Genomic DNA, 24,653 nt, shown 5'->3' with positions numbered 1-24,653 from the left:
GCGTGGCGCGAGTGACGGGGCTCGAACCCGCGACCTCCGGCGTGACAGGCCGGCGCTCTAACCAACTGAGCTACACCCGCTTGACCAAGCGAGGCGACGACACGCCAGAACGGAAAGCGCTTCGCACTACCACGAGGAAGTCCCTGGGGAATCCCGCGTGGCGCGAGTGACGGGGCTCGAACCCGCGACCTCCGGCGTGACAGGCCGGCGCTCTAACCAACTGAGCTACACCCGCTCTCGAAGCGAGGAGGCGGCCACTAGCTCCCGCTTTCGGGGGTGTCAACCGGATTGGTCGCGACTTTGCCTGCGATGCGCGCGATGCTCGTTCGGATCAGAGATCAGCGTGCCGTGCTCGAAAAGGAACCCGGCGATATCGGGCTTGCCGGCGGCGTTGAGCACGGTCTGGATGATGATGAGCAGCGGCACCGCCAGCAGCGCACCGGGCGTGCCCCACACCCAGCCCCAGAAGCTCAGCGACACGAGGATCAGGATCGGGCTGATCGTGAGCCTGTGCCCGACGATCAGCGGCGTCACCAGATTCGCCTCGATCAGGTGCGCGGCGATCATGATCACGGCCGGAAGCAGCGCAAGGCCGATCTCGCCGAAGCTCATCAGCCCGCCGAGCGCGAGCAGCAACGCGGAGAGCACCGGCCCGATGTAGGGGACGTAATTGAGCAGCGTGACGATTCCGCCCCACATCAATGGCGTGGGCATGCCCAGCATCCACAGCGCGCCCGCCACGATCAACCCCAGCGTCACGTTGATCAGTGTGATCGTGCCCAGATAGGCAGACGTGTCGTCGACCACGTCCTGGATCACCCGCGCAGTCGCCATCGCGCCACCGAAGCTCGACCGGCTGGTGATCGCCTTGCGCCGCAGCCGGGTCCAGCCCGAGAGGAAGAAATAGATCACCAGGATTGCGAAGAACATCTCGATCAGCGCCGAGGGCGCGGAGGTAGTGAACAGGTCGAGCAGCGATCGCGGTGGCGCCGCAGCGGCGATCACTGGGGGCTGATTGGCGGGAGCCGACGCGAAGGTGGTCAGCGTCCTGTTCACGAACTCCTCAAGGTTCGCGTATAAGCGGATCAGCGGCTCCAGGTTCTGCTGTATCTGCGGGATGCTCTCGGGAAGCCGTTGGAGCCATTGCCACGCCGGCACCACGATCGACGCCAGCGCCGCGTTCGCGACTCCCAGGAACAGCAGCACGCAGATCAGCGAGGCGAGCGGTGCGGGCACGCGATGGCGCTCGAGCCATTCGAGCAGCGGCACCAGCGCGATGGCAACCACCAGCGCGGCGGTGAGCGGAAGGAAGAAGGGCGAACCTTCGCGCAGCGCGAAGGGGATCGCGAGCAGCAGCCCGAGCCCGGCCATCAGCGTCAATGCCGCCATCAACCGGTCGCGCTTGAGTCCATCTCCCAAATTCTCGTGCGTGTCCTGTGACAGGATCGGCTCACGCGCCGTTGCCGGCGGGATACCCCCTTCGCTCGCCGCGCCGCCCATTGCTCCCGGATGCTCGTTCACTTCGCCTCCTGACCGTCGCGACTCTAGGAGTGCCTGCGGACGGGAGCAACGGCACTGCGATGCGATGCTGTGGCAGATTTGCAACTCACCGCACCAGAACCTCGTACTATCGCCTAGGGATTGACCCTCATCCACTTCGCTCTCGGAACAAGCCCGAGTCGAATTCGTTAATATTCCGGTTTCTGGGAGACGAAGAATGTACGACTTCGGCATCCGTCAGGCGCATAGCGGATATCGTGTAGCCTATCGCCCGCAACACACGAATCACTGCCCCGGCTGCGGTCAGTCGCAATGGATCGTCGGCCGGCTCACTGCCGAATGTGCCTTTTGCGCAACAGCGCTTCCGCTGGTTGCGGGAGGCAGTTTCGGCAATGGCGTGGTTCGCCAGCGCGACGGCGCCGCGCTCACGCCGCTCGCAGCCTGAAGGGTGCTTCTCCAAGTCGGAACGCGGCGTAGCTCAGCGCGTTGCATCGTGCGGACCCGCCGCAGGAGCAGCCAGATGACCGACCTCTCCGTCACTTCCCCCGTCGAGCGAATCGCGCGCGTGATCGCGGCCGAGGCGCTCAGCATTAACGGCGAAGGAAGTGATCCCAGTGCGGGAAGCGAAGTCGACGGCGCCTGGACGCAGGAAGTCGAGCGCGCAATGGCCGTCCTCCGCACGCTGCGCGAGCCCACACCGGAAATGGTCGAGGCCGGCCGCGCCGCGGGAAGCGATCCTGCCGAAATCTGGAACGCAATGGTGCGCGCCGCGATCGGCCACGAAGAGGCGTCTGACGCATAGGCGTCCATAGCCTCACATAGCCGCATGCCTGCATGTGAGGCGCGCACCACGAGCGATGGCGCTGCCCTACAGTACGGGCGCCGGCACCCTCCGCAGGAACTGCGCGGATGCCCATCCCTGGAGCTGCGCGCCCGCCAGCGTTGTCCGGATTTGCAGGAACCCGTTGGACGGAGTCGCGCTCAGCGCCTGCACTGGGTGCCCGTCCGGCAGCTTCGCCACGATGCTCCCGTTGACGCGGGGCGTTCCGCGCAGGTTGAGTTTCCCGCCGCTGGTTTCGACCACATAGGGCACGCCCTCCGCCGCGGCTGGAGTGGGTGTGGGTGCAGGTGTGGGGGCAGTCACCGTCGCTGCGAGCTTGAGATAGGCGAAGAAGTTTTCGCCGTAATAGCGTCCGCTGCTGTCCCGGTGCCCCTGCTTCAGGCCCCGCGCCGGATTGTAGCGCCCGGTGTTATAGCAGATCGCGACTGCCGCCTTCTCCATATCGGAGAGATGCGGCCTGGTGCTCCAGCCGAGCTTTCGAAGTCCCGATTCGAGCTCCGCGATGCATTTGCCCGCGGTTTCGTTCAAACGGATGTAGCGGCGCTCGAGGAAATAGTCCGGATCCACCTTGAAGAACTGGATATCGTACTGGAACAGCCCGAAGCCGTGGCAGAATTTGTTCGGCCTGGCCGCCATTGCGGCATAGCCCGGCACATGCTGCGCCATATCGATCAGCGCGGCGCGCGCGATCGCGAACATCGCCTCCCCGCGCGGCCAGGCTTCGAGCTCGGCGCGGCTTCGCGGAAAGACGCTGCGCGCGTCGATCGTGTCGCCGACGCAAAGCTCCAGAATGCGATCGACGCTCATCGGCTTCTTGCGAAGGCGGTCCCAAATATAGCCCGTCTCCTGACAGGCGATCGCGGTGAGCATGTTGACATCGAAGACGGTATCGGCGGTCATCGCCGCCAGCGTGGTTCCGAAATTCTGCTTGAACCAGGCAATCGATTCTACGGTCGGCATGTCGCTTCTCCCCAAAAGAGGTGCATCGCGGCCCGTTGCTGTTGATGATCCTGCCCTTGGCGAGCAGGTTGCGTGCGCATTACAGCAAATCTGCAGATATCGATAGCCCGCTTTGCCGTCCGGCATCATCCCTCGCGGTTGCGCTCTGGTCCCGCCACGCTATGTCGCTGGACCATGCACGGCGCCCAGCTCTCGCTCTACAATTCGCTCACCCGCAGCATCGAGGCTTTCGCGCCGCTCGATCCCGACAAGGGTGTGCGCGTCTATTCGTGCGGTCCGACGGTCTACAACTACGCGCATCTGGGCAATCTGCGCGCCTATCTCTTCACCGACACGTTGAGCCGGGTGCTGACGTGGAAGGGCTATCCCCTCACCCACGTCATCAACATCACCGATGTGGGACACCTCACCTCGGACGCCGATGCCGGTGACGACAAGATGGAGGCAGCGGCGCGCGCGCAGGCGCGAAGCATCTGGGACATCGCGGCGCACTATACCGCCGCGTTCAAGCAGAACATCGCCGACCTCAACATCCGCGAGCCATCGCGCTGGTCGGTGGCGACCGATCACATCGCCGAGATGATCGACTTCGCGAAGAAGATCGCGCCCGAGCATTGCTACGAGCTCGATTCGGGCCTCTACTTCGACGTTTCCACCGTTCCGAATTATGGCCGCCTTGCCGGCGCGCAGGACGACGCCGCCGAGGGCCGGATCGACCCGGTCGCGGGCAAGCGTCACCCGCAGGATTTCGCGATCTGGCGCAAATCGCCTCCGGGCGAGCAGCGCCAGATGGAATGGGATTCGCCTTGGGGCAAGGGCGCGCCGGGCTGGCATCTCGAATGCTCGGTGATGAGCCTCAAATATCTGGGCGCACCGTTCGACATCCATACCGGCGGCATCGACCACCGCGAGATCCACCATCCGAACGAAATCGCCCAGAACCAGGCGTTCTGCGGCTGCGCGGATACGGGCGCGCGTTTCTGGATGCACAACAACTTCCTGGTGGACCGCCAGGGCAAGATGTCCAAGTCGAAGGGCGGATTCACCACGCTCCAGTCGCTGATCGACGCGGGTGTACACCCCCTCGCCTATCGTCTGCTGTGCCTTCAGGCGCAGTATCGCAGCGAACTTGAGTTCTCCGCGGAGAACCTGGCCGCTGCGCTCACGCGCCTCAAGCGCTTGGTGATGACGGCGACGAACCTGAAAGCGCGCGCCGAGGGACCAGGCACAGCCTCCGAATCCTGGCTCCAGCGCCTTGATGAGGCCGTGTCGGACGATCTCAACACGCCAAAGGCGCTCCCCGTGCTCGACGAGCTGCTCGCCGAGAAGAAGCTGCGGCCGGCTGACCGGCTTGCTACGCTAGCCGAGTTCGACAAGGTGTTGGGCCTGCGGCTCACCGAACTCACCCGTGAGGAGCTGCGCGTGCGCCCGGCGAACGCCACGCTCACGCCGGAGGAGATCGGCGACCGGCTGGTCGAGCGTCAGCAGGCGCGCGTGGTAAAGGACTTCCAGCGCTCCGACATGATCCGCGACGAGCTTGCTGCGGCGGGAGTGGAGGTCATGGACGGCGATCCGCTCGGCTGGGACTGGACGCCGGCGATTTAGGACTGGTTTAGGTTCAGCGCCTGAAGCGAAGAAGCGCAGCTTTGCTTATCCTCCCCCGCCAGGGGGAGGTGTCAGCCGCAGGCTGACGGGGGGCGGATGCCAGAACATGCCGGCGTGCTTCCTCCCCCTCCGACGCGCTGCGCGCGCCACCTCCCCCTGGCGGAGTAGGATTTAGGATTTGCTTCCGATTCTCGCCATCCGATCCGCCCTTGCGTCCCGCGCCCCGCTTCCGCCAGAAAGCGCCGAGACAGGGAGATTTAGGAAATGCGGGGACAGGTGCTTGGCGTCGATCGGGTCAGCGGCGAGGGGCAGATCTCAGGCGAGGACGGCCTGCGCTACACCTTCACGCCTGCCGACTGGAGCGACTCGAAAGGACCCGCCGTGGGCGCTCGGATCGACTTCACCACCGAAGGCACGCGCGCGTTGCGCATTTTCCGTCTGCCCGAGCTCCAGGCTGAGCCGCCCCATCGCCAGCCGCCCGCGAACGATCGCAACAAATATGTCGCGGCGCTGCTCGCCTTCTTCTTCGGCATATTCGGCATCCATCGCTTCTATCTCGGCCGCAACGGCACCGGCGTCCTGATGATCGTCCTTTCGATCACGATGATCGGGCTGGTCGTGACCGGCCTCTGGGCGCTTATCGACACGATCCGCTATCTGATGATGTCGGACGCCGAATTCGCGCACCGCTATGCCCGGCATCCAGGCTGATGAAGGCGGTCCTCCCTGCCCTCGCCCGCCCGCTGGTGGAACCGCATCTCCCTGCGGGTCTCGACGTGCACTGGTTCACCAGCGTCGAGGAAGCGCGCGCGCTCGCCGCCGACGCCGACATCGTCTGGCTCGACCACAGCAATCCCGATGTGTGGGCGGAGAATGTCGCCGCGGCGCCCCGGCTTAGATGGCTTTCGACCATCTACGCGGGGCTCGATCCGCTCGATAAGGCGAGGCTCCTTGCGCAGGGCACGCGCGTCACCAACGGCAGCGGCGTCAATGCCCACACGGTTGCCGAATATGCAGTGATGGGCGCGCTCGTGGGCGCCAAGCGCTTCGACCAAGTCGTGCGTGCCGCGGATCGTCGTGAATGGCCGACAGACGCGCCCGGCAAGCTCGAACTGTTCGAAACCAGCGCGCTCGTGATCGGCTATGGCACGATCGGCCGGCTGATCGGTGAGCGGCTGGCAGGCTTCGGCGTGACGGTCACCGGCGTCACGCGCACCGCGAGTCCGGGAACGATCGGACCCGATGCGTGGCGCGCCCGGCTGGACGAGTTCGACTGGATCTTCCTCGCGGCCCCCGGCACCGACGCGAACCGCGCGATGATCGGCGCGGAGGAACTGGCGGCGATGAAGCCCTCTGCCTGGATTATCAACGTCGGCCGCGGAGCGCTGATCGATCAGGAAGCGCTGATCGAGGCACTCGAGAAGCGTCGTATCGCCGGTGCCTTTCTGGATACCGTCTCGCCCGAGCCGCTACCACCCGATCATCCGCTGTGGCGCGCGCCAAACGTCATCCACTCGATGCATCTTTCGGGCCGCAGCCAGACGCGCATGTTCCAGCGGGGCGCCGCGCTGTTCGTCGAGAACCTCCACGCCTTTCTGGAAGGTCGGCCGCTGCGAAACGAAGTGGACCTCACCGCAGGCTATTGATTCGGCCTTACCCCGCCAGGGTAAGATTTGGGGTTGCGCCTATTTACCCCATCCGGGTAAGAGTGCACATCATGACGACTTTAGCCGGTACCAAGATCCGCCGCTTCCGCGAGGAACGCTCCCTTTCCCGCGCTGCATTCGGCGCGTGGTTCGACACCCCCGGCTCCACGGTCCAGGGCTGGGAGGAGGATGGCAAGCGCGCCTCCCCCGGCGTGCTGAATCAGATCGCCGCGAACGGCATCGCCCATCACCAGGACTGGTACGTCCATGTCCGCAACCTGGAGCCGAACATGGGCTGGACCCCCGACAGCTGGAAGCAGGCCGAAGCGCGCCAGCTCCCCACTTACCCCGATAAGCACGCGCTCGACGCTGCGACCGGCCAGATCGCCTCCTTCCCGCCGCTCGTCTTCGCCGGGGAAGCGCGCCAGCTCACCCAGGATCTCGCCAAGGTGGCGCGCGGCGAAGCGTTCCTGCTCCAGGGCGGCGACTGCGCCGAGAGCTTCGCCGAGTTCCACCCGAACAACATCCGCGACACGTTCCGCGTGCTGCTCCAGATGGCGGTGGTGCTCACCTTCGCCTCCAAGCTGCCGACGGTGAAGCTTGGCCGGATGGCGGGCCAGTTCGCCAAGCCGCGCTCGGCCGATACCGAGACGATCGACGGCGTGGAGCTGCCCAGCTACCGCGGCGACAATGTCAACGACATCGCCTTCACGCCCGAGAGCCGCATCCCCGATCCGCAGCGGATGATCCAGGGCTATTCGCAGTCCGCCGCGACGCTCAACCTGCTGCGCGCCTTCGCGCAGGGCGGCTATGCCAATCTCCACCAGGTCCACAAATGGACGCACGACTTCATGGGCAAGAGCCCTTGGGCCGCACGCTACAAGGATGTGGCGGACCGGATCGGCGAATCGCTCGACTTCATGGCCGCGTGCGGAATCGATGCGGACAGCGTTCCGCAGCTCAAGGCGACCAGCTTCTACACCAGCCACGAAGCGCTGCTGCTCCCCTATGAGCAGGCGCTCACCCGGCAGGACAGCCTGACCGGCGACTGGTACGACACCAGCGCCCATTTCCTATGGATCGGCGATCGCACACGCTTCGAAGGATCGGCGCACGTCGAGTTCCTGCGCGGCATCGGCAACCCGATCGGGATGAAGTGCGGCCCCAGCCTCGAGCCGGACGCGCTGCTGCAGCTGCTCGACACGCTCAATCCGGGACGCACGCCGGGCAGGATGACACTCATCACACGCTATGGCCACGACAAGATCGAGGCGGGACTTCCCAAGCTCGTCCGCGCGGTGAAGCGCGAGGGGCATCCAGTGGTGTGGAGCTGCGACCCGATGCACGGCAACGTCGTCAAGGCTGCCAACGGCTACAAGACCCGCCCGTTCGAGCGCATCCTGGCCGAAGTCCGCGGCTTCTTCGCGGTGCATCGTGCCGAGGGGACCTACGCGGGCGGCATCCATGCCGAGATGACCGGACAGAACGTCACCGAATGCACCGGCGGCGCGATCGAGATCACCGAGCAGGGCCTGGCCGATCGCTATCACACGCATTGCGATCCGCGGCTCAACGCGAGCCAGAGCCTGGAGCTGGCATTCCTGCTCGCCGAGATGCTCAACGACGAGATGGCCGAGCGCCGCAAGGCCGCTGCCTGAGGCGGCGGTTCCGGTCGCATCCCGGCCATGCCCTGTATTCCACCGGTGGCATCCACGCGTGGATAGGCTACACTCGCCCGGCTATCGGCCCATTCCCGCGGGCGAGGATTGTCTGATCGGATTTTCGGTTCTCACTGACGAAGTTTAGTCGTTTTCCATCTTCTGCGCTCGATCCTAGCCTGCGGGGGCTTTTCCAAGGGAGAGGAAGAAATGGACGCACCGACGACCGGCAGCCCGCTCAGTGATCCGCAGAAGGAGCCGGCCGCGCTCCGGCGCCTGCTGGGTCGCACCAACCGCGACTGGTGGCCCAACCAGCTCAGCCTCGAGATCCTCCACCAGCACGGCCTCCACGGCAATCCGATGGGCGACGACTTCGATTATGCGAAGGAGTTCGAGTCGCTCGACTACCAGGCGGTCAAGCGCGATCTCACTGCGCTGATGACCGACAGCCAACCCTGGTGGCCGGCGGACTATGGCCACTACGGCCCGTTCTTTATCCGCATGGCGTGGCACAGCGCGGGCACCTATCGCACCGGTGACGGCCGCGGCGGCTCGTCCTCGGGCTCGCAGCGCTTCGCGCCGCTCAACAGCTGGCCGGACAACGGCAACCTCGACAAGGCCCGCCGCCTGCTCTGGCCGGTCAAGCAGAAATACGGCCGCAAGCTCAGCTGGGCGGACCTGTTCATCATGGCGGGTAACGTCGCGATCGAATCGATGGGCGGGCCGATCTTCGGCTTCGGCGGCGGCCGCGAAGACATCTTCGAGCCCGAGCGCGACATCTACTGGGGCACCGAGGAACAATGGGTCGGCCACCCGGACAACAAGACCCGCATCGACGAGGAAGCGGGCATGGCGCTCGAGGAGCCGCTCGCCGCGATTCAGATGGGCCTTATCTACGTCAACCCGGAAGGTCCCGGCGGCAAGCCCGACGCAGCTCAGTCGGGCCGCGACATCCGCGAAACCTTCAAGCGGATGGGCATGAACGACGAGGAAACCGCGGCGCTGACCGCCGGCGGCCACACCTTCGGAAAGGCGCACGGCGCTGGCGACGCAAGCAAGGTCGGTGCCGAGCCCGAGGGCGCGGACATCGCGCAGATGGGCCTCGGCTGGCAGTCGGGTCACGAGAGTGGCATGGGCGACCACACCATCACCAGCGGGATCGAGGGTTCGTGGACTCCCACTCCGATCACCTGGGACATGACCTATTTCGACATGCTGCTCGACCACGAGTACGAGCTGGTGCGCAGCCCCGCCGGAGCCAAGCAGTGGCAGCCGGTCGGCAATCCCGAGGAGACGCTTGCGCCCAAGGCACACACCCCGGGCGTCAAGGTGCCGACGATGATGACCACCGCGGACATGGCGATGAAGGTCGATCCCAAGTACCGCGAGATCATGGAGCGGTTCCGCAGGGATCCGGTCTATTTCGCGGACGCCTTCGCCCGGGCATGGTTCAAGCTCACCCACCGCGACATGGGGCCCAAGGCGCGCTACCTGGGCCCCGAGGTCCCCGCCGAGGATCTTATCTGGCAGGACCCCGTCCCCGCCGGCCAGCCGCTGAGCGACGCGGATGTCGCGACGCTCAAGGACAGGATCGCGGCGTCGGGCCTCAGCGTGAGCCAGCTGGTCAAGACTGCCTGGGCTTCGGCCGCAACCTTCCGCGGATCGGACAAGCGCGGCGGCGCCAACGGTGCGCGCATCCGGCTTGCCCCGCAGAAGGACTGGGACGTCAACGAGCCCGAAGAGCTCGCCAAGGTGCTCAAGGTCTATGAGGACATCCAGTCCGGCTTCGGCGGCAGGGTCAGCATCGCCGATCTGATCGTGCTCGGCGGCTCGGTGGGAATCGAGAAGGCCGCGAAGGCTGCCGGCCACGACGTGACCGTGCCCTTCACCTCCGGCCGCGGCGACGCGACCCAGGAGCAGACCGACGTTGAGGGGTTCGCGGTGCTCGAGCCGCGCGCCGACGGCTTCCGGAACTACCTCCAGGTCCGCTTCAGTGTGCCCACCGAAGAGCTGCTGGTCGATCGCGCCCAGCTGCTTGGGCTAAGCGCACCCGAGATGACCGTGCTCGTCGGCGGGCTGCGCGTCCTCGGCGCCAATCACGGCGGCGAGAAGCATGGCATGCTCACCGATCGGCCCGGCCAGCTCACCAACGACTTCTTCGTCAACTTGCTCGACATGGGCACGGCGTGGAAGCAGGTCGACGACCGTGCCGACGAAGTCTTCGTGGGCACCTGCCGCAGGACCGATGAGGAGAAGTGGACGGCGACGCGCACCGATCTGGTGTTCGGTTCCAACTCGCAGCTTCGCGCGCTTTCCGAAGTCTATGCCTCCGGCGACGCGGGCGAGAAGTTCGTGAAGGACTTCGTCGCGGCCTGGGCCAAGGTGATGAACGCAGACCGTTTCGATCTGGTGCGCCGCTAGTCTCGGCGCCTCGATCACGTGACCAGAACAGCCGCGGCGGCATCCCCCGCCGCGGCTGCTCGCGTTTCGGGCGCTATTCAGGTCGGTGGCAAACCGCCTCGATGTTGATCCCGTCGGGGTCGAGAACGAAGGCGGCGTAATAGTCGGGGTGATAGTGCGGGCGCAGCCCCGGGGCGCCGTGATCGGTTCCGCCAGCGGCCAGCGCTGCAGCATGGAATGCATGGACCTCCGCACGGGTCTGTGTCTGGAAGGCGATATGGGTCCCCTCGCCCACCCGCTCGTTGTCGCCGACCCAGAAGAACGGATTGTCGTCCTTGCCAAAGCCATAGGCAGTGCCGCCCGAGCCATTCTCCTCGGCGGGAATGGTCATCAGCAGACGGATGCCTAATGGCGCGAGCGCTGCCTCGTAGAAGCGGCGCGAGACTTCGGCATCCGCGACGGCAAATCCGACATGATCGAGCATCGGCATCCTCCTTCGCTTCAGGGAAACAGGTCGATCACCTCCGCGTCCGGCGCCTCGGCTTCGAGAAGCAACGTGCGATGGCAATGGCCCGGATCGCGTTCGTAGCAGAGCAGCGCGCTCGGCTTCTCCTCGGCGAGCGCGCGCATCTGCGCCACCTCCGCCTGCGCCTCGGGCAGTCCGAGCTGGTTGTCATAGACCGCGCGCAGCGTCTTCACGTCGCCTTTCTTCGCCGCGTCGCGCCCCGGCTTGGGAGTGCCGAGGTTCCTGAGGTGGACATATTCGATCCCCGCCTCGCGGAGGCTCGCCGCCAGGATGTTCTTGGAGAAACCCGGGCGGCGCGACAGCGGCACCGCGCGCACGTCGATCAGCCGTTCCACGCCGGCGCGCTTCAGCGCCGCGAGGAACTCGTCCATCGTCGTCGCTTCATAGCCGATCGTGAAGATGCGCATCAGGCGGCTCCCTCGCGCCGCAAGCTGGTGACAACGCCCCAGGCGATCAACGCCTGCCCGGCGAAATAGAATGGCCACACCGTCAGATCTGGCAGCAGCGATCCGGCGAGCGGCCCCATCCGCGCGAACAGGAACAGGTCCGACACCACGAAGAGCAATGCACCGATCCCCACGGCGGCACACGGGAAGCGGCTGATCCACGCCGTCCCCGCCATGATGCCGAGCCCCAACGCGTAGAGCGCTATTCCGGGCGCTTCGCTGCGCTGGTCGGGCAGCAGGAAAGCGACAGCCGGCACTGCCACGGCGAACACCGCCGCCTGCCAGAGTGGTCCGCGCCGATTGCGCAGATAAAGCGCGATCGCGAACACGTGCCCGGCAAGAAAGCCTATCGCGCCGTGGATCAGATTGCTCTCGATCAGCACATCGCCGGCCGCACCGCACGCCAGCGCCGCCGCGATCAGCCAGCCGTCGGCCCTCCGCGCCTGCAGCGCCGCCCAGAGTGCGAAGAGCGCCACGCCCGCGCCCTTCCACGCCGCCAGAACCGCGAAGGGCCAGTCCATGTCGCGGATGAAGAAATAGCTCGTGCCCGCCGCCAGCCCGGCAAGGAACAGCAGGTCGATCTTGCGTCCGGTCATTCCGGTCCTCCCCTGCCCGCAGCATGGCGGCCGCACCCGGCTTTGTCATCCCGGCGCAACACGGCTATTGCGCCGCCGTGACTCACGACATCCACATCATCGGCGGCGGGCTCGCCGGATCCGAAGCCGCATGGCAGCTCGCGCAGGCGGGCTGGAAGGTGAAGCTTTCCGAGATGCGCGGCTCCGGCGACATGACGCCTGCGCACCAGACCGACAGCCTGGCCGAGCTGGTCTGCTCGAACAGCTTCCGCTCGGACGATGCCGAACGCAACGCTGTGGGCCTGCTCCACCAGGAGATGCGCGACCTCGGCTCGATCATTCTCACGCAGGGCGACATCCACAAGGTGCCCGCCGGCTCGGCGCTCGCGGTCGACCGCGACGGCTTCTCGGCGGGCGTCACCGCCGCGCTGGACGCACATCCCAACATCACGATCGTCCGCGAGCGCGTCGATGCGCTGCCGGCCGAGGGGATGGCGATCGTCGCCACCGGTCCGCTCACCGCCCCGGGGCTCGCCGAGAGCATCGGCACCGCGACCGGCGAGGAAAGCCTGGCCTTCTTCGATGCGATCGCTCCGATCGTCCACCGCGAGTCGATCGACATGGACGTGGCGTGGTTCCAGTCGCGCTGGAACAAGGGCAGCGGCAAGGATTACATCAACTGCCCGATGACGAAGGACCAGTATCTGGCCTTCCACGCCGGCCTGCTCGCGGGCGAGAAGACCGAGTTCCGCGAGTGGGAGAACGTCCCCTATTTCGAAGGCTGCATGCCGATCGAAGTGATGGCGGAGCGCGGCGTCGATACGTTGCGCTACGGCCCGATGAAGGGCGTCGGGCTCGATCAGCCGAGCACCGGCCGCTGGCCCTATGCCGTCGTCCAGCTGCGCCAGGACAATGCCAGCGGCACGCTGTGGAACATGGTCGGCTTCCAGACCAAGCTCAAATATGCCGCGCAGGTCGAGCTCTTCCGCACCATTCCGGGCCTCGAAAAGGCCGAGTTCGCGCGGCTGGGCGGGCTCCACCGCAACACCTTCATCAAGTCGCCCGAGCTGCTGGACGGGACGCTGCGGCTCAAGTCGCGCCCGAACGTCCGCTTCGCCGGGCAGATCACCGGCTGCGAAGGCTATGTCGAAAGCGCGGCGATCGGGCTGCTCGCCGGCCGCTTCGCCGCAGCCGAGCTCGGCGGGACCAGCCTGGAGGCTCCGCCGCGCGAGACCGCGCTGGGCGCGCTGCTCGCGCACATCACCGGCGAGGCCGAAGCAGAGACCTACCAGCCGATGAACGTCAATTTCGGCCTGTTCCCGCCGATTGAAGGGCGCAGCAAGAAGGCAGACCGCAAGCTGATGTATACGGACCGGGCACGGGCAGCGTTTCAGCGGTGGACGGCGGGCGCTTCCCTTATCCTCCCCCACCAGGGGGAGGTGTCAGCCGAAGGCTGACGGAGGGGGCGGATTCCAGAACCAAACCGACATGCTTCCTCCCCCTCCGTCGCCTCCGGCGCCACCTCCCCCTGGCGGGGGAGGATAGCGGAAGTGCTAATCGTTCGCCTCATCCCCATTCCCCGGCCCGCACACGCATGCTGCCTTTGGTTTCCGCTTGGGCGCGGTGGCGGTGAACTCGGTACGCGTGAGCGTCGCCGACTTGTCCTTGTCCGCTTCGGCGAACTTGGTGGTCGTGCGCACTGCCCATTCTTCGAACGAGAGCTTACCGTCACGATCGAGGTCCAGCTTGGCGAACGCCTTGCGCCGCGGGGCAAAATATTCCTCGCGGGCGATCGCGTCGTTGCGGTCCTTGTCGTAGCGGTCGAAGCGCTTCTGCTCGCGCGTACGGTCGCTCGCGCGCGGCGCTTCCTCGGGAAGCAACGCCTCACCCCCGGGCGCGGCGGCCTGCGCGGAAGGCGCGCGCGGCAGCTCCGCCTTGGGTGCAGCCGAACCCCGGAACAGGAAAATGCCCGCGCCCGCGAGCAGCAGGGCGGCAACAGCCCCCACCAGATAGCGCCACATCATCGGCCCTTCCCCCAAGCCTGAAGCCGCGACAGGCTAGCCGCTCCGCGGCCGCTGGCAAGCGCTATCGGCCCGTGAGCCTGTGCCAGAACAGGCGCGCGACGCGGCCGGGTGCGCCATGCGGCACCGGCGCTTCCGCAGGCACCGCCAGATCCATCCGTGCGAGATGTGCCAGCGCTCCCAGCGCACGGCCGCGCTTGCTCCAGCGCTGCCCCAGCGCCTGTTCGAGCGCGCCTGCCGCCTGACGGCGCGCTTCGCTCGCTTCCTCGGGCACGCGCAAGTGCCGCGCCAGATCCGCGAGCGCCCAGCCCTTCCCCGCCGCATCGACCGGATCGTCCGCCTGGGCTCCCAGCGCCCGCGCCGCAGCGACGAAAAGCGTCCCCCGCCCGGCCGCGAAGCGCGCGAGCGCGTCGGCATCGAGCGCTTCCTCCTCGACCAGCACTTCCCAGCCGTGGACGATCGGCACCAGCGAGGCGCCCGAGATGCCGAGCGGCAGCAGCGCGCTCGCGATCCCCTGCAGCACCGGCTCGGCAGGCGCCGGCTCGGTATCGAGCCGGGCGAGCGCTTCGCGCCACCAGGCGAGGCGGAGCTGGCCCAGCGCGGGCTCGCGCGTTGTCCGCAGCAGCAGCGCCAGCGCATCGTCGAGCGCGAGCAGCGCCGCCAGCGCGCTCCGCCGATTGGCAGGCGCATAGGCGAGCACCAGCGCGCGCTCGGGCGATCCCTCGTCGCTCATACCCCGGAGCTTTCCGGAGAAAGGCCCAAGCGTCTTGTTAACCACATGATTTTAGCGGCGGTTAGCCAGAGGTGCCGCATGCCGCCTCGTTGAGTGGGGACCGGGAACGCACGCATGGGACACAAGAACCCTGGCTGGAATGAAGCGCGGACGTCCCTGACCGCGCTCGCACGCGATACGCGCGCCAACACCATGGCCATGATGGCGATGGCGCTGATCCCGCTTGCGGGTATGGTCGGCGGCGGCGTCGACATCAGCCGCATGTACATCGTCAAGACGCGGCTGCAACATGCCTGTGACGCCGGCGCGCTCGCGGGCCGCAAGGCGATGGGCGGCGGCACCTGGACCCAGGACAACCATTATCCCCGGGGCATGGCGGAGAAGTTCTTCGAGGGGAACTACGACCGCACCGCCTATGGCGCCACCAACGTCACCAAGGCGTTTTCGGAGAGCGCAGGCAAAGTGACGGGAACCGCGTCCGCCACGGTGCCGATGACGCTGATGCGGATCTTCGGAAAGACCGCGGAAACGCTCTCCGTCACCTGCGACGCCGAAATGCGGCTGCCGAACACCGACGTGATGTTCGTGCTCGATACCACGGGGTCGATGAACTATTGCCCGAACGGCAACATGAGCTGCAACGGCAATGCCAATTCCCGTATCGCTGCGCTACGCAAAGCGGTGAAATGCTTCTACCAGATCGTCGCGCGGCTCGACGTGCTCGACACCGATTGCGACGGCGACGAGCCAAGTGGCGGCACCGGCAATCAGGTGCAGATCCGCTTCGGCTTCGTGCCCTATTCCACCAACGTCAATGTCGGTCGCCTGTTGCAGAACGACTGGATCGCCGACAATTGGTGGTATCGGACACGCAAACCCAATGTGGCCGTACCGCCGGAGAAGACGGACCGTTATTGGCAAGTTTATGGCAGCTCGCTCACTCAGGCCGACTGCCTCAAGTTCATGAACAACCAGCCGTTCGGCACCTTTACGCCCACGCCGACCAACTCAGGCGGCCCCCCGCCTGCCCCAACGATGGTGACGACCATCACCAGCGACGGCGAGGCGACCAGCGGTGGTAGCACAGGTGAGTGGGGCTGGTCCCGCGGGAGCGACGCCACCTGGGGATCGTGGAGCGGTGCCACGGACAATTCGACCGGTAACGGCGACAACAAGAAGAGCTGCCGCCGCAAACGCACCGACGTGACGACATATTATCAGGAAAAGTTCCAGAACTGGACCTACAACCAGTTGGAAATCGATGTCAGCGGCCTCAAAGCCGGCGGCAGCAACTGGAATCCCAGATTTACAATGCCATCCTCGGCGGTCGATCCCGACACGCAGTCCATCGCCGACGCGACAGTGGGGAATGACGTCCCCCAGGCAGTCATCACCTGGGACGGGTGCATCGAGGAACGCAAGACTATCGAGACGACCGATTTCGATCCGATCCCGACCGACGCCAGGGATCTGGATATTGATCTCGTGCCCGACAGCGATGAGACGCGCTGGGGGCCGGCGCTGCCCCAGTTGATCTTCACTCCGCGCCAAACCAGCGGAGGCATCAACTACAATCAACTCCCCTCCGCGTGGCCCAAGGCCGGAAATAATCGCCCCCCAGGTTGGAACAACACCTCTCCGAACGAAAACATAACCACCGATTATACGAGCGGCATGTATTATGCCTGCCCGACACCAGCCAAGAAACTGCAGGCGTGGCCGTCGGCATCCGATTTCGACGACTATGTCGACAGCCTCAGGCCGGACGGCGCGACTTATCACGATATCGGGATCATCTGGGGTGCACGTCTGATGTCGCCGACGGGAATCTTCAAAAGCGAGACCGCGACCACGCCCAGGGGCGCCGAAATCGAGCGGCACATGATCTTCATGACCGATGGCGACACCAATGCCAACGACTTCGACTATGCCGCCTATGGCCTGCCCTATTTCGACGACCGCCAGACGGACGAAAATCCTACCAGGGATCAGCTCAACCAGCAGGTGAACCTGCGTTTCCTCGCCGTCTGCAACTGGGTCCGTAACAAGAACATCACGCTGTGGGTGATCAACTTCGGCGAAGGCCAAGCCCAGGAGACTCAGGATCGGCTCAGGCAATGCGCGTCGACAGGTCGCTATTTTTCGGCGGCGGATGCGAATGCGTTGCAGCAGACCTTCAAGAACATCGCCGATCAAATCTCTCAGCTGAGGCTCACCAAATGAGCCTTGTCCGCAACCTCGCACACCTCCACCGCAACGAGCGCGGCGCGACGATTATCGAGTTCGCGATGGTGTCGCCGGTGATGTGCCTGCTGATCGTCGGCGGGCTCGATATCGCGCATACGCTCTATGTGGGGGCGGTGCTGCAGGGTGCGGTGCAGAAGGCGAGCCGCGACGCGACACTCGAGAGCGGGCTGGACGCGACGGTCCAGGCCAGGCTCGACCAATATGTGCGCGATCAGGTCGAGGCGCTGGCGAGCAACGCGACGATCACGATCAAGCGCAACTATTTCAGCGACTTCGCCGATGCTGCCGCGAACCAGTTCGAGCCGTTTACCGATACCAACGACAACGGCACGTGCGACGGACCAGCGGGCACCACCCCCGGCGAGCCTTATGAGGATACCAACAACAACCAGCGCTGGGATCGAACCGGCGGCAACGACGGTCAGGGCGGCGCGCAGGATGCAGTCGCCTACACGGTGACCATGTCCTACCCGCGCCTGTTCCCGGTCTATGGGTTCATCGGCGGATCGGACACCACGAGCGTCAGCGCGACCACGATCCTGCGTAACCAGCCCTATGCCGACCAGGCCGTCGCCCAGGTGAGGAACTGCACATGACCAGCGTGCTGCGTCGCCTAGGAACGCTCGCGCGCGGTCTCGGCCGGGATACCAGCGGGCTCGCGCTGCTCGAATTTGCTTTCTCGATGCCGATCCTGCTGACGCTCAGCCTCACCGGCGGGGAGCTGGCCAATTATGTCGTGACGCGGATGCGGGTGAGCCAGGTGGCGCTCCACGTCGCCGACAACGCCGCGCGCATCGGCCGCGGCAGCCAGCTCGAGTCCAAGAAGATCGACGAGGCGCAGATCAACGACCTGTTGACCGGCGCCGATCTCCAGGCCGGCGAGCTGGGCCTGTTCACCAACGGACGCGTGATCGTCTCCAGCTTCGAGCCGGATCCTGCCCATGCGGGCAAGTTCATGATCCGTTGGCAGCGCTGCAAGGGCAGCAAGACGAACTGGTCTTCGACTTACGGAGACGTTGGAGACGACAATCTCGACGGGATCGGCCCCACCGGCCAGCGTGTGGATGCCACCGAGGAAGGCGTCACCATGTTCGTCGAGATTCGGTACGAATATCAGCCGATCGTCAGCGCCTCGCTCGCGCCGAGCGTCGAGATCAAGGAATTCGCCTCGATGATGGTCCGCGACCGGCGCGACACCAGCGACGGCACGGGGCACCCCGACGGCGTCTACGAAGTCAACGGCGTCACGGCCGCGACCTGCTGATCGCCGCGCCCCTCTCCAGCGTGGAAGAGGGGCGCTGGCGCATCAGCCCTTGTAGGTGACCTTCTTGACCGCCGCGACCACGCGCGCGGCATCGACCAGCGCGAGCTTCTCGAGATTCGCGGCATAGGGCAGCGGCACGTCTTCGTTGGTAACGCGCAGCACCGGCGCGTCGAGGTCGTCGAAGCCCTGCTCCATCGCCACCGCGACGATCTCAGACGAGATCGAGCAGACCGGCCAGCCCTCTTCGACCACGACCATGCGGTTGGTCTTCTTGAGGCTCTGGAGCACCGTGCCGGTGTCGAGCGGGCGCAGCGTGCGCAGGTCGATCACCTCGGCATCGATCCCCTCGCCCGCCAGCGTCTCGGCGGCTTCGAGCGCAACACCGACGCCGATCGAATAGGAGACGATCGTCACGTCCTTGCCCTCACGCACGATCCGCGCCTTGCCGATCGGCAGGACATAGTCATCGAGCTTGGGCACATCGAAGCTGCGGCCGTACATCAGCTCGTTCTCGAGGAACACGACCGGATCCTCGCTGCGGATCGCCGCCTTGAGCAGGCCCTTGGCATCGGCCGCGTCATAGGGCGCGATCACGATCAGGCCAGGCACGCTGGCGTACCACGGGCCATAGTTCTGCGAGTGCTGCGCGCCAACGCGGCTGGCAGCGCCGTTGGGGCCGCGGAACACGATCGGGCAGCGCATCTGGCCGCCGGACATGTAGTTGGTCTTCGCGGCCGAGTTGATGATGTGGTCGATCGCCTGCATGGCGAAGTTGAATGTCATGAACTCGACGATAGGCTTCAATCCGCCCATCGCCGCGCCCGTGCCGATGCCGGCGAAGCCATATTCGGTGATCGGCGTGTCGATCACGCGGCGATCGCCGAACTCGTCGAGCAGGCCCTGGGTAACCTTGTAGGCGCCCTGATATTCGGCGACTTCCTCGCCCATCACGAAGATGCGCTCGTCCTTGCGCATCTCCTCGGCCATCGCGTCGCGCAGCGCCTCGCGGACGGTGGTCTTGACCATCTCGGTGCCCGCGGGGATCGCGGGATCGGCGACGGTTGCCGCCTTGTCACTGGCGAGCTGCTTGGTGCCGCTGTCGGCCTTCTTCGGGCCGCCGTCCTCGCCTGCTTCGGACTCGGCCGCCTTCTGCTCCTGCGCGGGCGCTTCGGCCTTGGGGGCCTCGGCGGCGGCGGGCGCCGGAGCGGCAGACGCGTCTTCGCCTTCGGCAGCGATCATCGCTATCACGGTGCCGACCTTCACATTGTCGGTGCCTTCGGCGACCAGGATCTTGCTGATTGTGCCTTCGTCCACCGCCTCGAATTCCATCGTCGCCTTGTCGGTCTCGATCTCGGCGAGGATGTCGCCCGACTTCACCGTGTCGCCTTCCTTGACGAGCCACTTGGCGAGCGTGCCCTCTTCCATGGTGGGCGACAGCGCCGGCATCTTGAGTTCGATCGCCATCTCAATAGGTCTCCACCAGCACGTCGGTGTACAGTTCTGCAGGATCGGGTTCGGGGGTCTGCTCGGCGAAATCGGCGGATTCGTTGACCACCTTGCGGATCTCCGCCTCCAGCGGCTTGAGATCCTCTTCCTTCATGCCAAGCGCTTCGAGCTCGCGCTTGACCGCCTCGATCGGGTCGGACTTGTCGCGGACCGACTGGACCTCCTCGCGGCTGCGATACTTGGCCGGGTCGGACATCGAGTGGCCGCGGTAGCGATAGGTCTTCATCTCGAGGATGATCGGCCCCTTGCCCGCGCGGACCCAGGCCAAAGCCTCCTCGGCAGCACCGCGGCAGGCGAGCACGTCCATGCCGTCGACCTGGATGCCCGGGATGCGGAAGCTCTCGCCGCGCTTGTAGAGCTGGTCCTCGGCCGACGAGCGGTTGACGCTGGTGCCCATGGCGTACTGGTTGTTCTCGATCACATAGATGATCGGGAGCTTCCACAGCTCGGCCATGTTGAACGATTCGTAGACTTGGCCCTGGTTCGCGGCGCCGTCGCCGAAATAGGCCATGGCGACGCCGCCATCGCCATTATACTTGTGCGCGAACGCGAGGCCGGTGCCGAGCGACACCTGCGCGCCGACGATGCCATGGCCGCCGTAGAACTTCTTCTCGGTCGAGAACATGTGCATCGAGCCGCCCTTGCCGCGGCTGATGCCGGCGGCACGCCCGGTGAGCTCGGCCATGATCACCTTGGGATCGATGCCATATGCGAGCATGTGGCCGTGATCGCGATAGCCGGTGATCACCGAGTCCTTGTCGCCGTCGAGCGCCGACTGGAGGCCCACCGCAACGGCTTCCTGGCCGATGTAGAGGTGGCAGAAGCCACCGATGAAGCCGAGGCCGTAGAGCTGCCCCGCCTTCTCCTCGAAGCGGCGGATGAGCAGCATCTGCTTGTAGAATTCGAGCAGTTCCTCCTTGGAGGGTTTGTACCGCTGCGGTTCGTTGGGGCGCTCGCGGTTCGATGCCGCGGGTGCGGGGGACGCTTTACGTGCCGGTGCTTTGGCCACAGGAAATCCTCATGCCCGGGGAAGGTCAGTGCGGGCGCCTATAGGCGGGTTTTTGGCCCGGACGCAACGTCAACGCGCGTCTTCGCGCTGCGTTAGGTCCGACAGCAGGATTCCAGGCGGGTTTGTGGGGCCTAAGCGACACCGCCCGACCGTCAGAAGCGGAAGAACACCCCCAGGAAGGCGGCGATTCCGATCAGAATCACTGCCACCGAGATGATGTAGGTCGACGTCTGGGGCGACTTGGCGCCCGGCGCGATCGGCTTGAGCGCGTCGCTGTGCATCGAGACCATCGCAAAATGGAATTGCGATGTGAATAATATGAGCGATACCACGCCCGCGCCGATGAGCAGCAGGCCGAAATCGCGCGGCAAATTGACGCGCCCCACCAGCAGGCCGAGACCGTCCTTGCCCGCCAGTTTTTCGAAGAACTGCGCCACCGTAAAGCCGAATCCGATCAGCGAGACGGCCGTGCGCACCGCCGCCATTTGCGTCCGCTGGAAGGCCATGGTGGTACGCAGCCAGGCGAAATGATTGCCGATGCTCGGCTCGACCGTATACGAGGGTGCTTCGTCCGCCATGGAGAGTGGGTTAGCCGCACGGCCGGCTCCGGCGAATTCGGACTTACCCGCAATCCGCGCCTCGAAAAGCCCGAGACCTATTTGAGCGGGATGATCACTTCGTCAGGGCGCGCGACGTTGAGCTGCTTGCGCACCAGCTCCTCGACCATGTCGGGGTCGGCACCACGCTTGGGATCGAGCAGATCGACGCGATTCTTGAGCTCCGCGCGCTTCTTGTCGAGCGCCGCATATTCGACGTGCTTGGCGGCGAGCTCCTTCTGGAACTCGCGCGCCGCCATGACCCCCGTCGGCCCGAGCACGGCATTGTAGCCGAAAAAGCCCATGGCGATCAGCACCGCGGCCGGAAGTCCGGCGCGGCGAAGCAGGGTACGAACGGGCGAAGCGCGCGACATGACTTGACTCTTCGCGCAACCCGAGTCGCGAATCAAGCCCGGACGTACCCCCAAGATCACTTCAACACGGATTTTCCAGCATAAATCGCCGAATCACCCAGCTCTTCCTCGATTCGGATGAGCTGATTGTATTTGGCGAGCCGATCCGAGCGCGAGAGACTACCCGTCTTGATCTGCCCGCAATTGGTGGCGACCGCGAGATCGGCAATCGTCGCGTCCTCGGTCTCACCCGAGCGATGCGACATCACTGCGGTGTACGACGCACGCTGCGCCAGGCTCACCGCCTCCAGCGTCTCGGTCAGCGTGCCGATCTGGTTGACCTTCACCAGCAACGAATTGGCATAGCCGCCCTCGATACCGCGCGCGAGGCGCTTCGGGTTGGTCACGAACAGATCGTCGCCCACCAGCTGGATCTTGCCGCCGAGCTGGTCGGTAAGCGCCTTCCAGCCGTCCCAATCGTCCTCTGCCATGCCGTCCTCGATCGAGAAGATCGGGTATTTGGCAACCAGGTCCGCGAGGAATGCGGCGTTCTCGGCAGACGAGAAGGTCTTGCCTTCGCCCACCATCTTGTAAGCGCCGTCCTTGTAATATTCGGTCGCCGCGCAATCGAGCGCGAGCATCACATCGTCGCCCGGCGTGTAGCCCGCCGCCTCGATCGACGACATGATGAAGTCGAGCGCTTCGGTGGTCGAGGCGATGTTCGGCGCAAATCCCCCTTCGTCGCCCACTGCGGTCGCCAGGCCCTTTTCGTGCAGCTTCTTCTTGAGCGTGTGGAAGATCTCCGATCCGCACCGCACCGCCTCGACGATGTTCTCGGCGCCCACCGGCACGATCATGAATTCCTGGAAGTCGATCGGATTGTCGGCATGCTCGCCGCCGTTGATGATGTTCATCATCGGCACCGGCAGAACATGCGCGCCCACTCCACCGACATAGCGATAGAGCGGCAGCCCACGCGCGTCGGCAGCCGCCTTCGCTGCGGCCAGGCTCACGCCCAGGATCGCATTGGCGCCCAGCCGGCCCTTGTTCTCGGTGCCGTCGAGCTCGATCATCGCGCGGTCGAGATCGGCTTGGTCCTCAGCTTCGAGCCCGAGCACTTCCTCGGCGATCTCACCGTTGACGGCTTCCACCGCCGCCTCGACGCCCTTGCCGAACCAGCGCGACTTGTCGCCGTCGCGCTTCTCCACAGCCTCGTGCGTGCCGGTCGAGGCGCCGGAGGGGACCGCGGCGCGGCCGAAGCTGCCGTCCTCGAGCATCACGTCCACTTCCACCGTGGGGTTGCCGCGGCTGTCGAGGATCTGGCGGGCGTGAATGTCGATGATTGCGGTCACGTAATGGTCTCCCTAACTAGGGTATCGGATTGCTCCAGGGTGCGCGCGAGCCTCTAGCCAGTCGCGCGCGCCCGGGCAACGTCGGAGGATGGGGCGGAGGATGGAACCGGGGCCTGTGGCCTTGGTTCTTTCCCTGACACAGTGAAAAGGGCTCTCGGCATGGCTGACGGAAACAAATCGGCGAAGACGGGCGGCACGCAGACGTCCGGCGAGCAAGTGACGTTCGATGCCGATCCCAAGCTGAAGGCGGACGCCGGTGGCGCGGATGCGGCAATCAATTTCGACGCAGCCGAAGAGATCACGCAGCCCAAGCGCCGTAAGACGCAGACGATCAAGGACGAAGCAGCCAAGCTGGGCAGCCAGGCTGCCGACCGCGCCCGGGCCTTCGCCGGCGAGAACAAGGAACGCGCGAGCGGTGCGCTCGACGAAGTCGCGCGGCTGATGCGCAGCGCCGCCGACGACGTCGATTCGAGGCTGGGCGCGGAATATGGCAAATACGCTCGTTCTGCCGCGGATGGCATCGCGGGCTTCGCCGACAATCTGCGCGGCAAGGAGGTCGACGAACTGTTCGACCAGGCATCCGACCTCGTCCGCAAGAGCCCGGCGATCGCCGTGGGCACCGCCGCGGCCGTAGGCTTCGTGCTGGCGCGGCTGATCAAGTCGGGCATCGATTCGGCATCCGATAGCGCCGATTCCAAGTCCAGCACCGGCTCTTCCGCCGTCTGATCGGGATCACGGGGGTGGGACAACCGGGGATCGAGGAAGAAAGCGTCGGCGAGCTGATCGGTCGGCTCGTCGAGGATGGCAAAGGCTATGCCAAGGCCGAGCTCGGCTATTATCGAGCACTCGCAACGGACAAGCTCGAGCAGGCAAGGACCGGGCTCATTCTGTCCGCGGCAGCGCTGCTGCTCGCCATTGCCGCGGCGATCGCGCTGGTGGTGGGGCTGGTGCTCATGTTTGCGACTTTGGTCGGGCCGGGCTGGGCGACGCTAATCGTAGTGGTCGCGACGCTCGCGATCGCAGGGCTGCTCGGCTGGCTCGCAGTGCGCCATTTCCGCCGCATGACGCGATCGAAGCGATGACCGCGCCCTCTCGCCTCCCCCGCGCCGAAGCCGAAGTGCAAGCGGCCCGCGCACGCCTCTTCGGTACGCTGGGCGAAGTGCGGCAGCGCTTGCGGCCCTCGAACTTTGCCCAGGATGCAGTCGAGACCGCGGCCCAGGGCATTGCGTCGGCGGCGCGGGCGCGCCCCTGGGCAGTGGCGGCGCTGGCGGGAACGATCGGGCTCGTGATGGCGCGGGGCTGGATCGTCGATGCGGTGCGCCGTCGCCGGAACGATGATGCAACCCCCGCCCCAACCGCGGGTTTGGACAGCAAGCGAGGCAAGCCCGCAAGGCGCGCGAAGAAAGGACCATAGG

At 65.7% G+C, this 24,653-nt stretch carries 26 protein-coding genes and 2 tRNA genes; 14 read left to right on the top strand and 14 right to left on the bottom strand.

The features are described from left to right. Nucleotides 1-3 precede the first annotated feature (3 nt). From ACMGDH_RS17500 to ACMGDH_RS17490, 3 genes are all read right to left on the bottom strand, one after another. A tRNA-Asp gene (locus tag ACMGDH_RS17500) sits at nucleotides 4-80 on the bottom strand. 78 nt (nucleotides 81-158) lie between these two features. After that, nucleotides 159-235 (bottom strand) — tRNA-Asp (locus tag ACMGDH_RS17495). 44 nt (nucleotides 236-279) lie between these two features. Continuing rightward, complete coding sequence (locus tag ACMGDH_RS17490) at nucleotides 280-1,389, bottom strand: AI-2E family transporter (protein ID WP_436829367.1); 1,110 nt, start codon at nucleotides 1,387-1,389, stop codon at nucleotides 280-282. 328 nt (nucleotides 1,390-1,717) lie between these two features. Between ACMGDH_RS17490 and ACMGDH_RS17485 the strand changes: the two genes are divergently transcribed. Both ACMGDH_RS17485 and ACMGDH_RS17480 read left to right on the top strand, forming a co-directional pair. Beyond that, nucleotides 1,718-1,945 (top strand): hypothetical protein, encoded by a 228-nt coding sequence (locus ACMGDH_RS17485; RefSeq protein WP_436829264.1) that lies wholly within the window; start codon nucleotides 1,718-1,720, stop codon nucleotides 1,943-1,945. Nucleotides 1,946-2,020: 75 nt separating this feature from the next. Beyond that, entirely contained in the window at nucleotides 2,021-2,302 is a 282-nt protein-coding gene (locus tag ACMGDH_RS17480; RefSeq protein ID WP_436829263.1) for a hypothetical protein, read from the top strand. A gap of 66 nt (nucleotides 2,303-2,368) precedes the next feature. On the opposite strand, the gene ACMGDH_RS17475 is transcribed toward ACMGDH_RS17480, so the two are convergent. After that, a complete protein-coding gene (locus ACMGDH_RS17475; RefSeq protein WP_436829262.1) occupies nucleotides 2,369-3,301 on the bottom strand; it encodes an SH3 domain-containing protein in 933 nt (310 codons plus the stop codon). Between the two features lie 174 nt (nucleotides 3,302-3,475). Between ACMGDH_RS17475 and cysS the strand changes: the two genes are divergently transcribed. The 5 genes from cysS to katG all read left to right on the top strand — a co-directional run bounded on the left by cysS (nucleotide 3,476) and on the right by katG (nucleotide 10,631). Next, nucleotides 3,476-4,906, top strand: a complete 1,431-nt coding sequence (gene cysS, locus ACMGDH_RS17470; protein ID WP_436829261.1) for a cysteine--tRNA ligase — start codon at nucleotides 3,476-3,478, stop codon at nucleotides 4,904-4,906. Nucleotides 4,907-5,170: 264 nt separating this feature from the next. Beyond that, the gene (locus tag ACMGDH_RS17465; RefSeq protein WP_436829260.1) at nucleotides 5,171-5,617 is read left to right on the top strand and encodes a TM2 domain-containing protein; all 447 of its coding nucleotides are present in this window, start codon (nucleotides 5,171-5,173) and stop codon (nucleotides 5,615-5,617) included. Next, nucleotides 5,617-6,552 carry a D-2-hydroxyacid dehydrogenase gene (locus tag ACMGDH_RS17460; RefSeq protein ID WP_436829259.1) on the top strand — a complete coding sequence of 312 codons (936 nt, stop codon included), beginning with the start codon at nucleotides 5,617-5,619 and terminating at the stop codon, nucleotides 6,550-6,552. The genes ACMGDH_RS17465 and ACMGDH_RS17460 overlap by 1 nt, the downstream gene beginning before the upstream one ends. A 290-nt stretch (nucleotides 6,553-6,842) precedes the next feature. Then, complete coding sequence (locus tag ACMGDH_RS17455) at nucleotides 6,843-8,210, top strand: class II 3-deoxy-7-phosphoheptulonate synthase (protein WP_436829366.1); 1,368 nt, start codon at nucleotides 6,843-6,845, stop codon at nucleotides 8,208-8,210. 210 nt (nucleotides 8,211-8,420) lie between these two features. Next, nucleotides 8,421-10,631 (top strand): catalase/peroxidase HPI, encoded by a 2,211-nt coding sequence (gene katG / locus ACMGDH_RS17450; RefSeq protein ID WP_436829258.1) that lies wholly within the window; start codon nucleotides 8,421-8,423, stop codon nucleotides 10,629-10,631. Between the two features lie 73 nt (nucleotides 10,632-10,704). On the opposite strand, the gene ACMGDH_RS17445 is transcribed toward katG, so the two are convergent. Genes ACMGDH_RS17445 through ACMGDH_RS17435 form a run of 3 tightly spaced genes read right to left on the bottom strand, consistent with a single transcriptional unit; the run spans nucleotide 10,705 to nucleotide 12,178 of the window. After that, nucleotides 10,705-11,094 carry a VOC family protein gene (locus ACMGDH_RS17445; protein WP_436829257.1) on the bottom strand — a complete coding sequence of 130 codons (390 nt, stop codon included), beginning with the start codon at nucleotides 11,092-11,094 and terminating at the stop codon, nucleotides 10,705-10,707. Nucleotides 11,095-11,111: 17 nt separating this feature from the next. Further along, nucleotides 11,112-11,543, bottom strand: coding sequence for a DUF488 domain-containing protein (locus tag ACMGDH_RS17440; protein WP_436829256.1), 432 nt, complete (start codon nucleotides 11,541-11,543; stop codon nucleotides 11,112-11,114). After that, nucleotides 11,543-12,178: a lysoplasmalogenase family protein gene (locus ACMGDH_RS17435; RefSeq protein ID WP_436829255.1), complete on the bottom strand. Its 636-nt coding sequence runs from the start codon at nucleotides 12,176-12,178 to the stop codon at nucleotides 11,543-11,545. Before ACMGDH_RS17435 ends, ACMGDH_RS17440 begins: the two co-directional genes overlap by 1 nt. A 23-nt stretch (nucleotides 12,179-12,201) precedes the next feature. On the opposite strand from ACMGDH_RS17435, the gene trmFO reads away from it, so the two are divergent. After that, the gene (gene trmFO / locus ACMGDH_RS17430) at nucleotides 12,202-13,614 is read left to right on the top strand and encodes a methylenetetrahydrofolate--tRNA-(uracil(54)-C(5))-methyltransferase (FADH(2)-oxidizing) TrmFO (protein ID WP_436829254.1); all 1,413 of its coding nucleotides are present in this window, start codon (nucleotides 12,202-12,204) and stop codon (nucleotides 13,612-13,614) included. Between the two features lie 96 nt (nucleotides 13,615-13,710). On the opposite strand, the gene ACMGDH_RS17425 is transcribed toward trmFO, so the two are convergent. Continuing rightward, the gene (locus ACMGDH_RS17425) at nucleotides 13,711-14,181 is read right to left on the bottom strand and encodes an EF-hand domain-containing protein (RefSeq protein ID WP_436829253.1); all 471 of its coding nucleotides are present in this window, start codon (nucleotides 14,179-14,181) and stop codon (nucleotides 13,711-13,713) included. A 61-nt stretch (nucleotides 14,182-14,242) separates the two neighbouring features. Beyond that, nucleotides 14,243-14,911, bottom strand: a complete 669-nt coding sequence (locus ACMGDH_RS17420) for a squalene/phytoene synthase family protein (protein WP_436829252.1) — start codon at nucleotides 14,909-14,911, stop codon at nucleotides 14,243-14,245. Nucleotides 14,912-15,103: 192 nt separating this feature from the next. Here ACMGDH_RS17420 and ACMGDH_RS17415 point away from each other — a divergent pair, with 192 nt between their 5' ends. From ACMGDH_RS17415 to ACMGDH_RS17405, 3 genes are read left to right on the top strand one after another with little or no spacing between them, the layout of a single operon-like run. After that, nucleotides 15,104-17,134 carry a pilus assembly protein TadG-related protein gene (locus tag ACMGDH_RS17415; RefSeq protein WP_436829251.1) on the top strand — a complete coding sequence of 677 codons (2,031 nt, stop codon included), beginning with the start codon at nucleotides 15,104-15,106 and terminating at the stop codon, nucleotides 17,132-17,134. Beyond that, nucleotides 17,131-17,754, top strand: coding sequence for a TadE/TadG family type IV pilus assembly protein (locus tag ACMGDH_RS17410; protein ID WP_436829250.1), 624 nt, complete (start codon nucleotides 17,131-17,133; stop codon nucleotides 17,752-17,754). Before ACMGDH_RS17415 ends, ACMGDH_RS17410 begins: the two co-directional genes overlap by 4 nt. Continuing rightward, nucleotides 17,751-18,422, top strand: a complete 672-nt coding sequence (locus ACMGDH_RS17405; protein WP_436829249.1) for a TadE/TadG family type IV pilus assembly protein — start codon at nucleotides 17,751-17,753, stop codon at nucleotides 18,420-18,422. The genes ACMGDH_RS17410 and ACMGDH_RS17405 overlap by 4 nt, the downstream gene beginning before the upstream one ends. Nucleotides 18,423-18,464: 42 nt before the next feature. Here ACMGDH_RS17405 and ACMGDH_RS17400 read toward each other — a convergent pair whose 3' ends face one another. The 5 genes from ACMGDH_RS17400 to eno form a co-directional block, all read right to left on the bottom strand. After that, nucleotides 18,465-19,886, bottom strand: a complete 1,422-nt coding sequence (locus ACMGDH_RS17400; RefSeq protein WP_436829248.1) for a pyruvate dehydrogenase complex E1 component subunit beta — start codon at nucleotides 19,884-19,886, stop codon at nucleotides 18,465-18,467. A gap of 1 nt (nucleotide 19,887) precedes the next feature. After that, nucleotides 19,888-20,937 carry a pyruvate dehydrogenase (acetyl-transferring) E1 component subunit alpha gene (gene pdhA, locus ACMGDH_RS17395; protein WP_436829247.1) on the bottom strand — a complete coding sequence of 350 codons (1,050 nt, stop codon included), beginning with the start codon at nucleotides 20,935-20,937 and terminating at the stop codon, nucleotides 19,888-19,890. Between the two features lie 152 nt (nucleotides 20,938-21,089). Then, entirely contained in the window at nucleotides 21,090-21,515 is a 426-nt protein-coding gene (locus ACMGDH_RS17390; protein WP_436829246.1) for a YidH family protein, read from the bottom strand. 77 nt (nucleotides 21,516-21,592) lie between these two features. Next, nucleotides 21,593-21,907 (bottom strand): FtsB family cell division protein, encoded by a 315-nt coding sequence (locus ACMGDH_RS17385; protein ID WP_436829245.1) that lies wholly within the window; start codon nucleotides 21,905-21,907, stop codon nucleotides 21,593-21,595. 56 nt (nucleotides 21,908-21,963) lie between these two features. After that, on the bottom strand, nucleotides 21,964-23,238 hold the full coding sequence (gene eno, locus ACMGDH_RS17380) for a phosphopyruvate hydratase (protein WP_436829244.1): 1,275 nt from the start codon (nucleotides 23,236-23,238) through the stop codon (nucleotides 21,964-21,966). Nucleotides 23,239-23,397: 159 nt separating this feature from the next. Here eno and ACMGDH_RS17375 point away from each other — a divergent pair, with 159 nt between their 5' ends. From ACMGDH_RS17375 to ACMGDH_RS17365, 3 genes are read left to right on the top strand one after another with little or no spacing between them, the layout of a single operon-like run. After that, the gene (locus tag ACMGDH_RS17375; RefSeq protein ID WP_436829243.1) at nucleotides 23,398-23,964 is read left to right on the top strand and encodes a hypothetical protein; all 567 of its coding nucleotides are present in this window, start codon (nucleotides 23,398-23,400) and stop codon (nucleotides 23,962-23,964) included. A 14-nt stretch (nucleotides 23,965-23,978) separates the two neighbouring features. Then, a complete protein-coding gene (locus ACMGDH_RS17370) occupies nucleotides 23,979-24,320 on the top strand; it encodes a phage holin family protein (protein WP_436829242.1) in 342 nt (113 codons plus the stop codon). Beyond that, nucleotides 24,317-24,652 carry a DUF3618 domain-containing protein gene (locus ACMGDH_RS17365; protein WP_436829241.1) on the top strand — a complete coding sequence of 112 codons (336 nt, stop codon included), beginning with the start codon at nucleotides 24,317-24,319 and terminating at the stop codon, nucleotides 24,650-24,652. The genes ACMGDH_RS17370 and ACMGDH_RS17365 overlap by 4 nt, the downstream gene beginning before the upstream one ends. Nucleotide 24,653: the final 1 nt, after the last annotated feature.

Source organism: Sphingomonas radicis, assembly GCF_051400635.1.
Classification (GTDB): Bacteria; Pseudomonadota; Alphaproteobacteria; order Sphingomonadales; family Sphingomonadaceae; genus Sphingomonas.
Note: the sequence above shows the minus strand (reverse complement) of the source record. Positions and strands in the feature narration are given on the sequence as shown.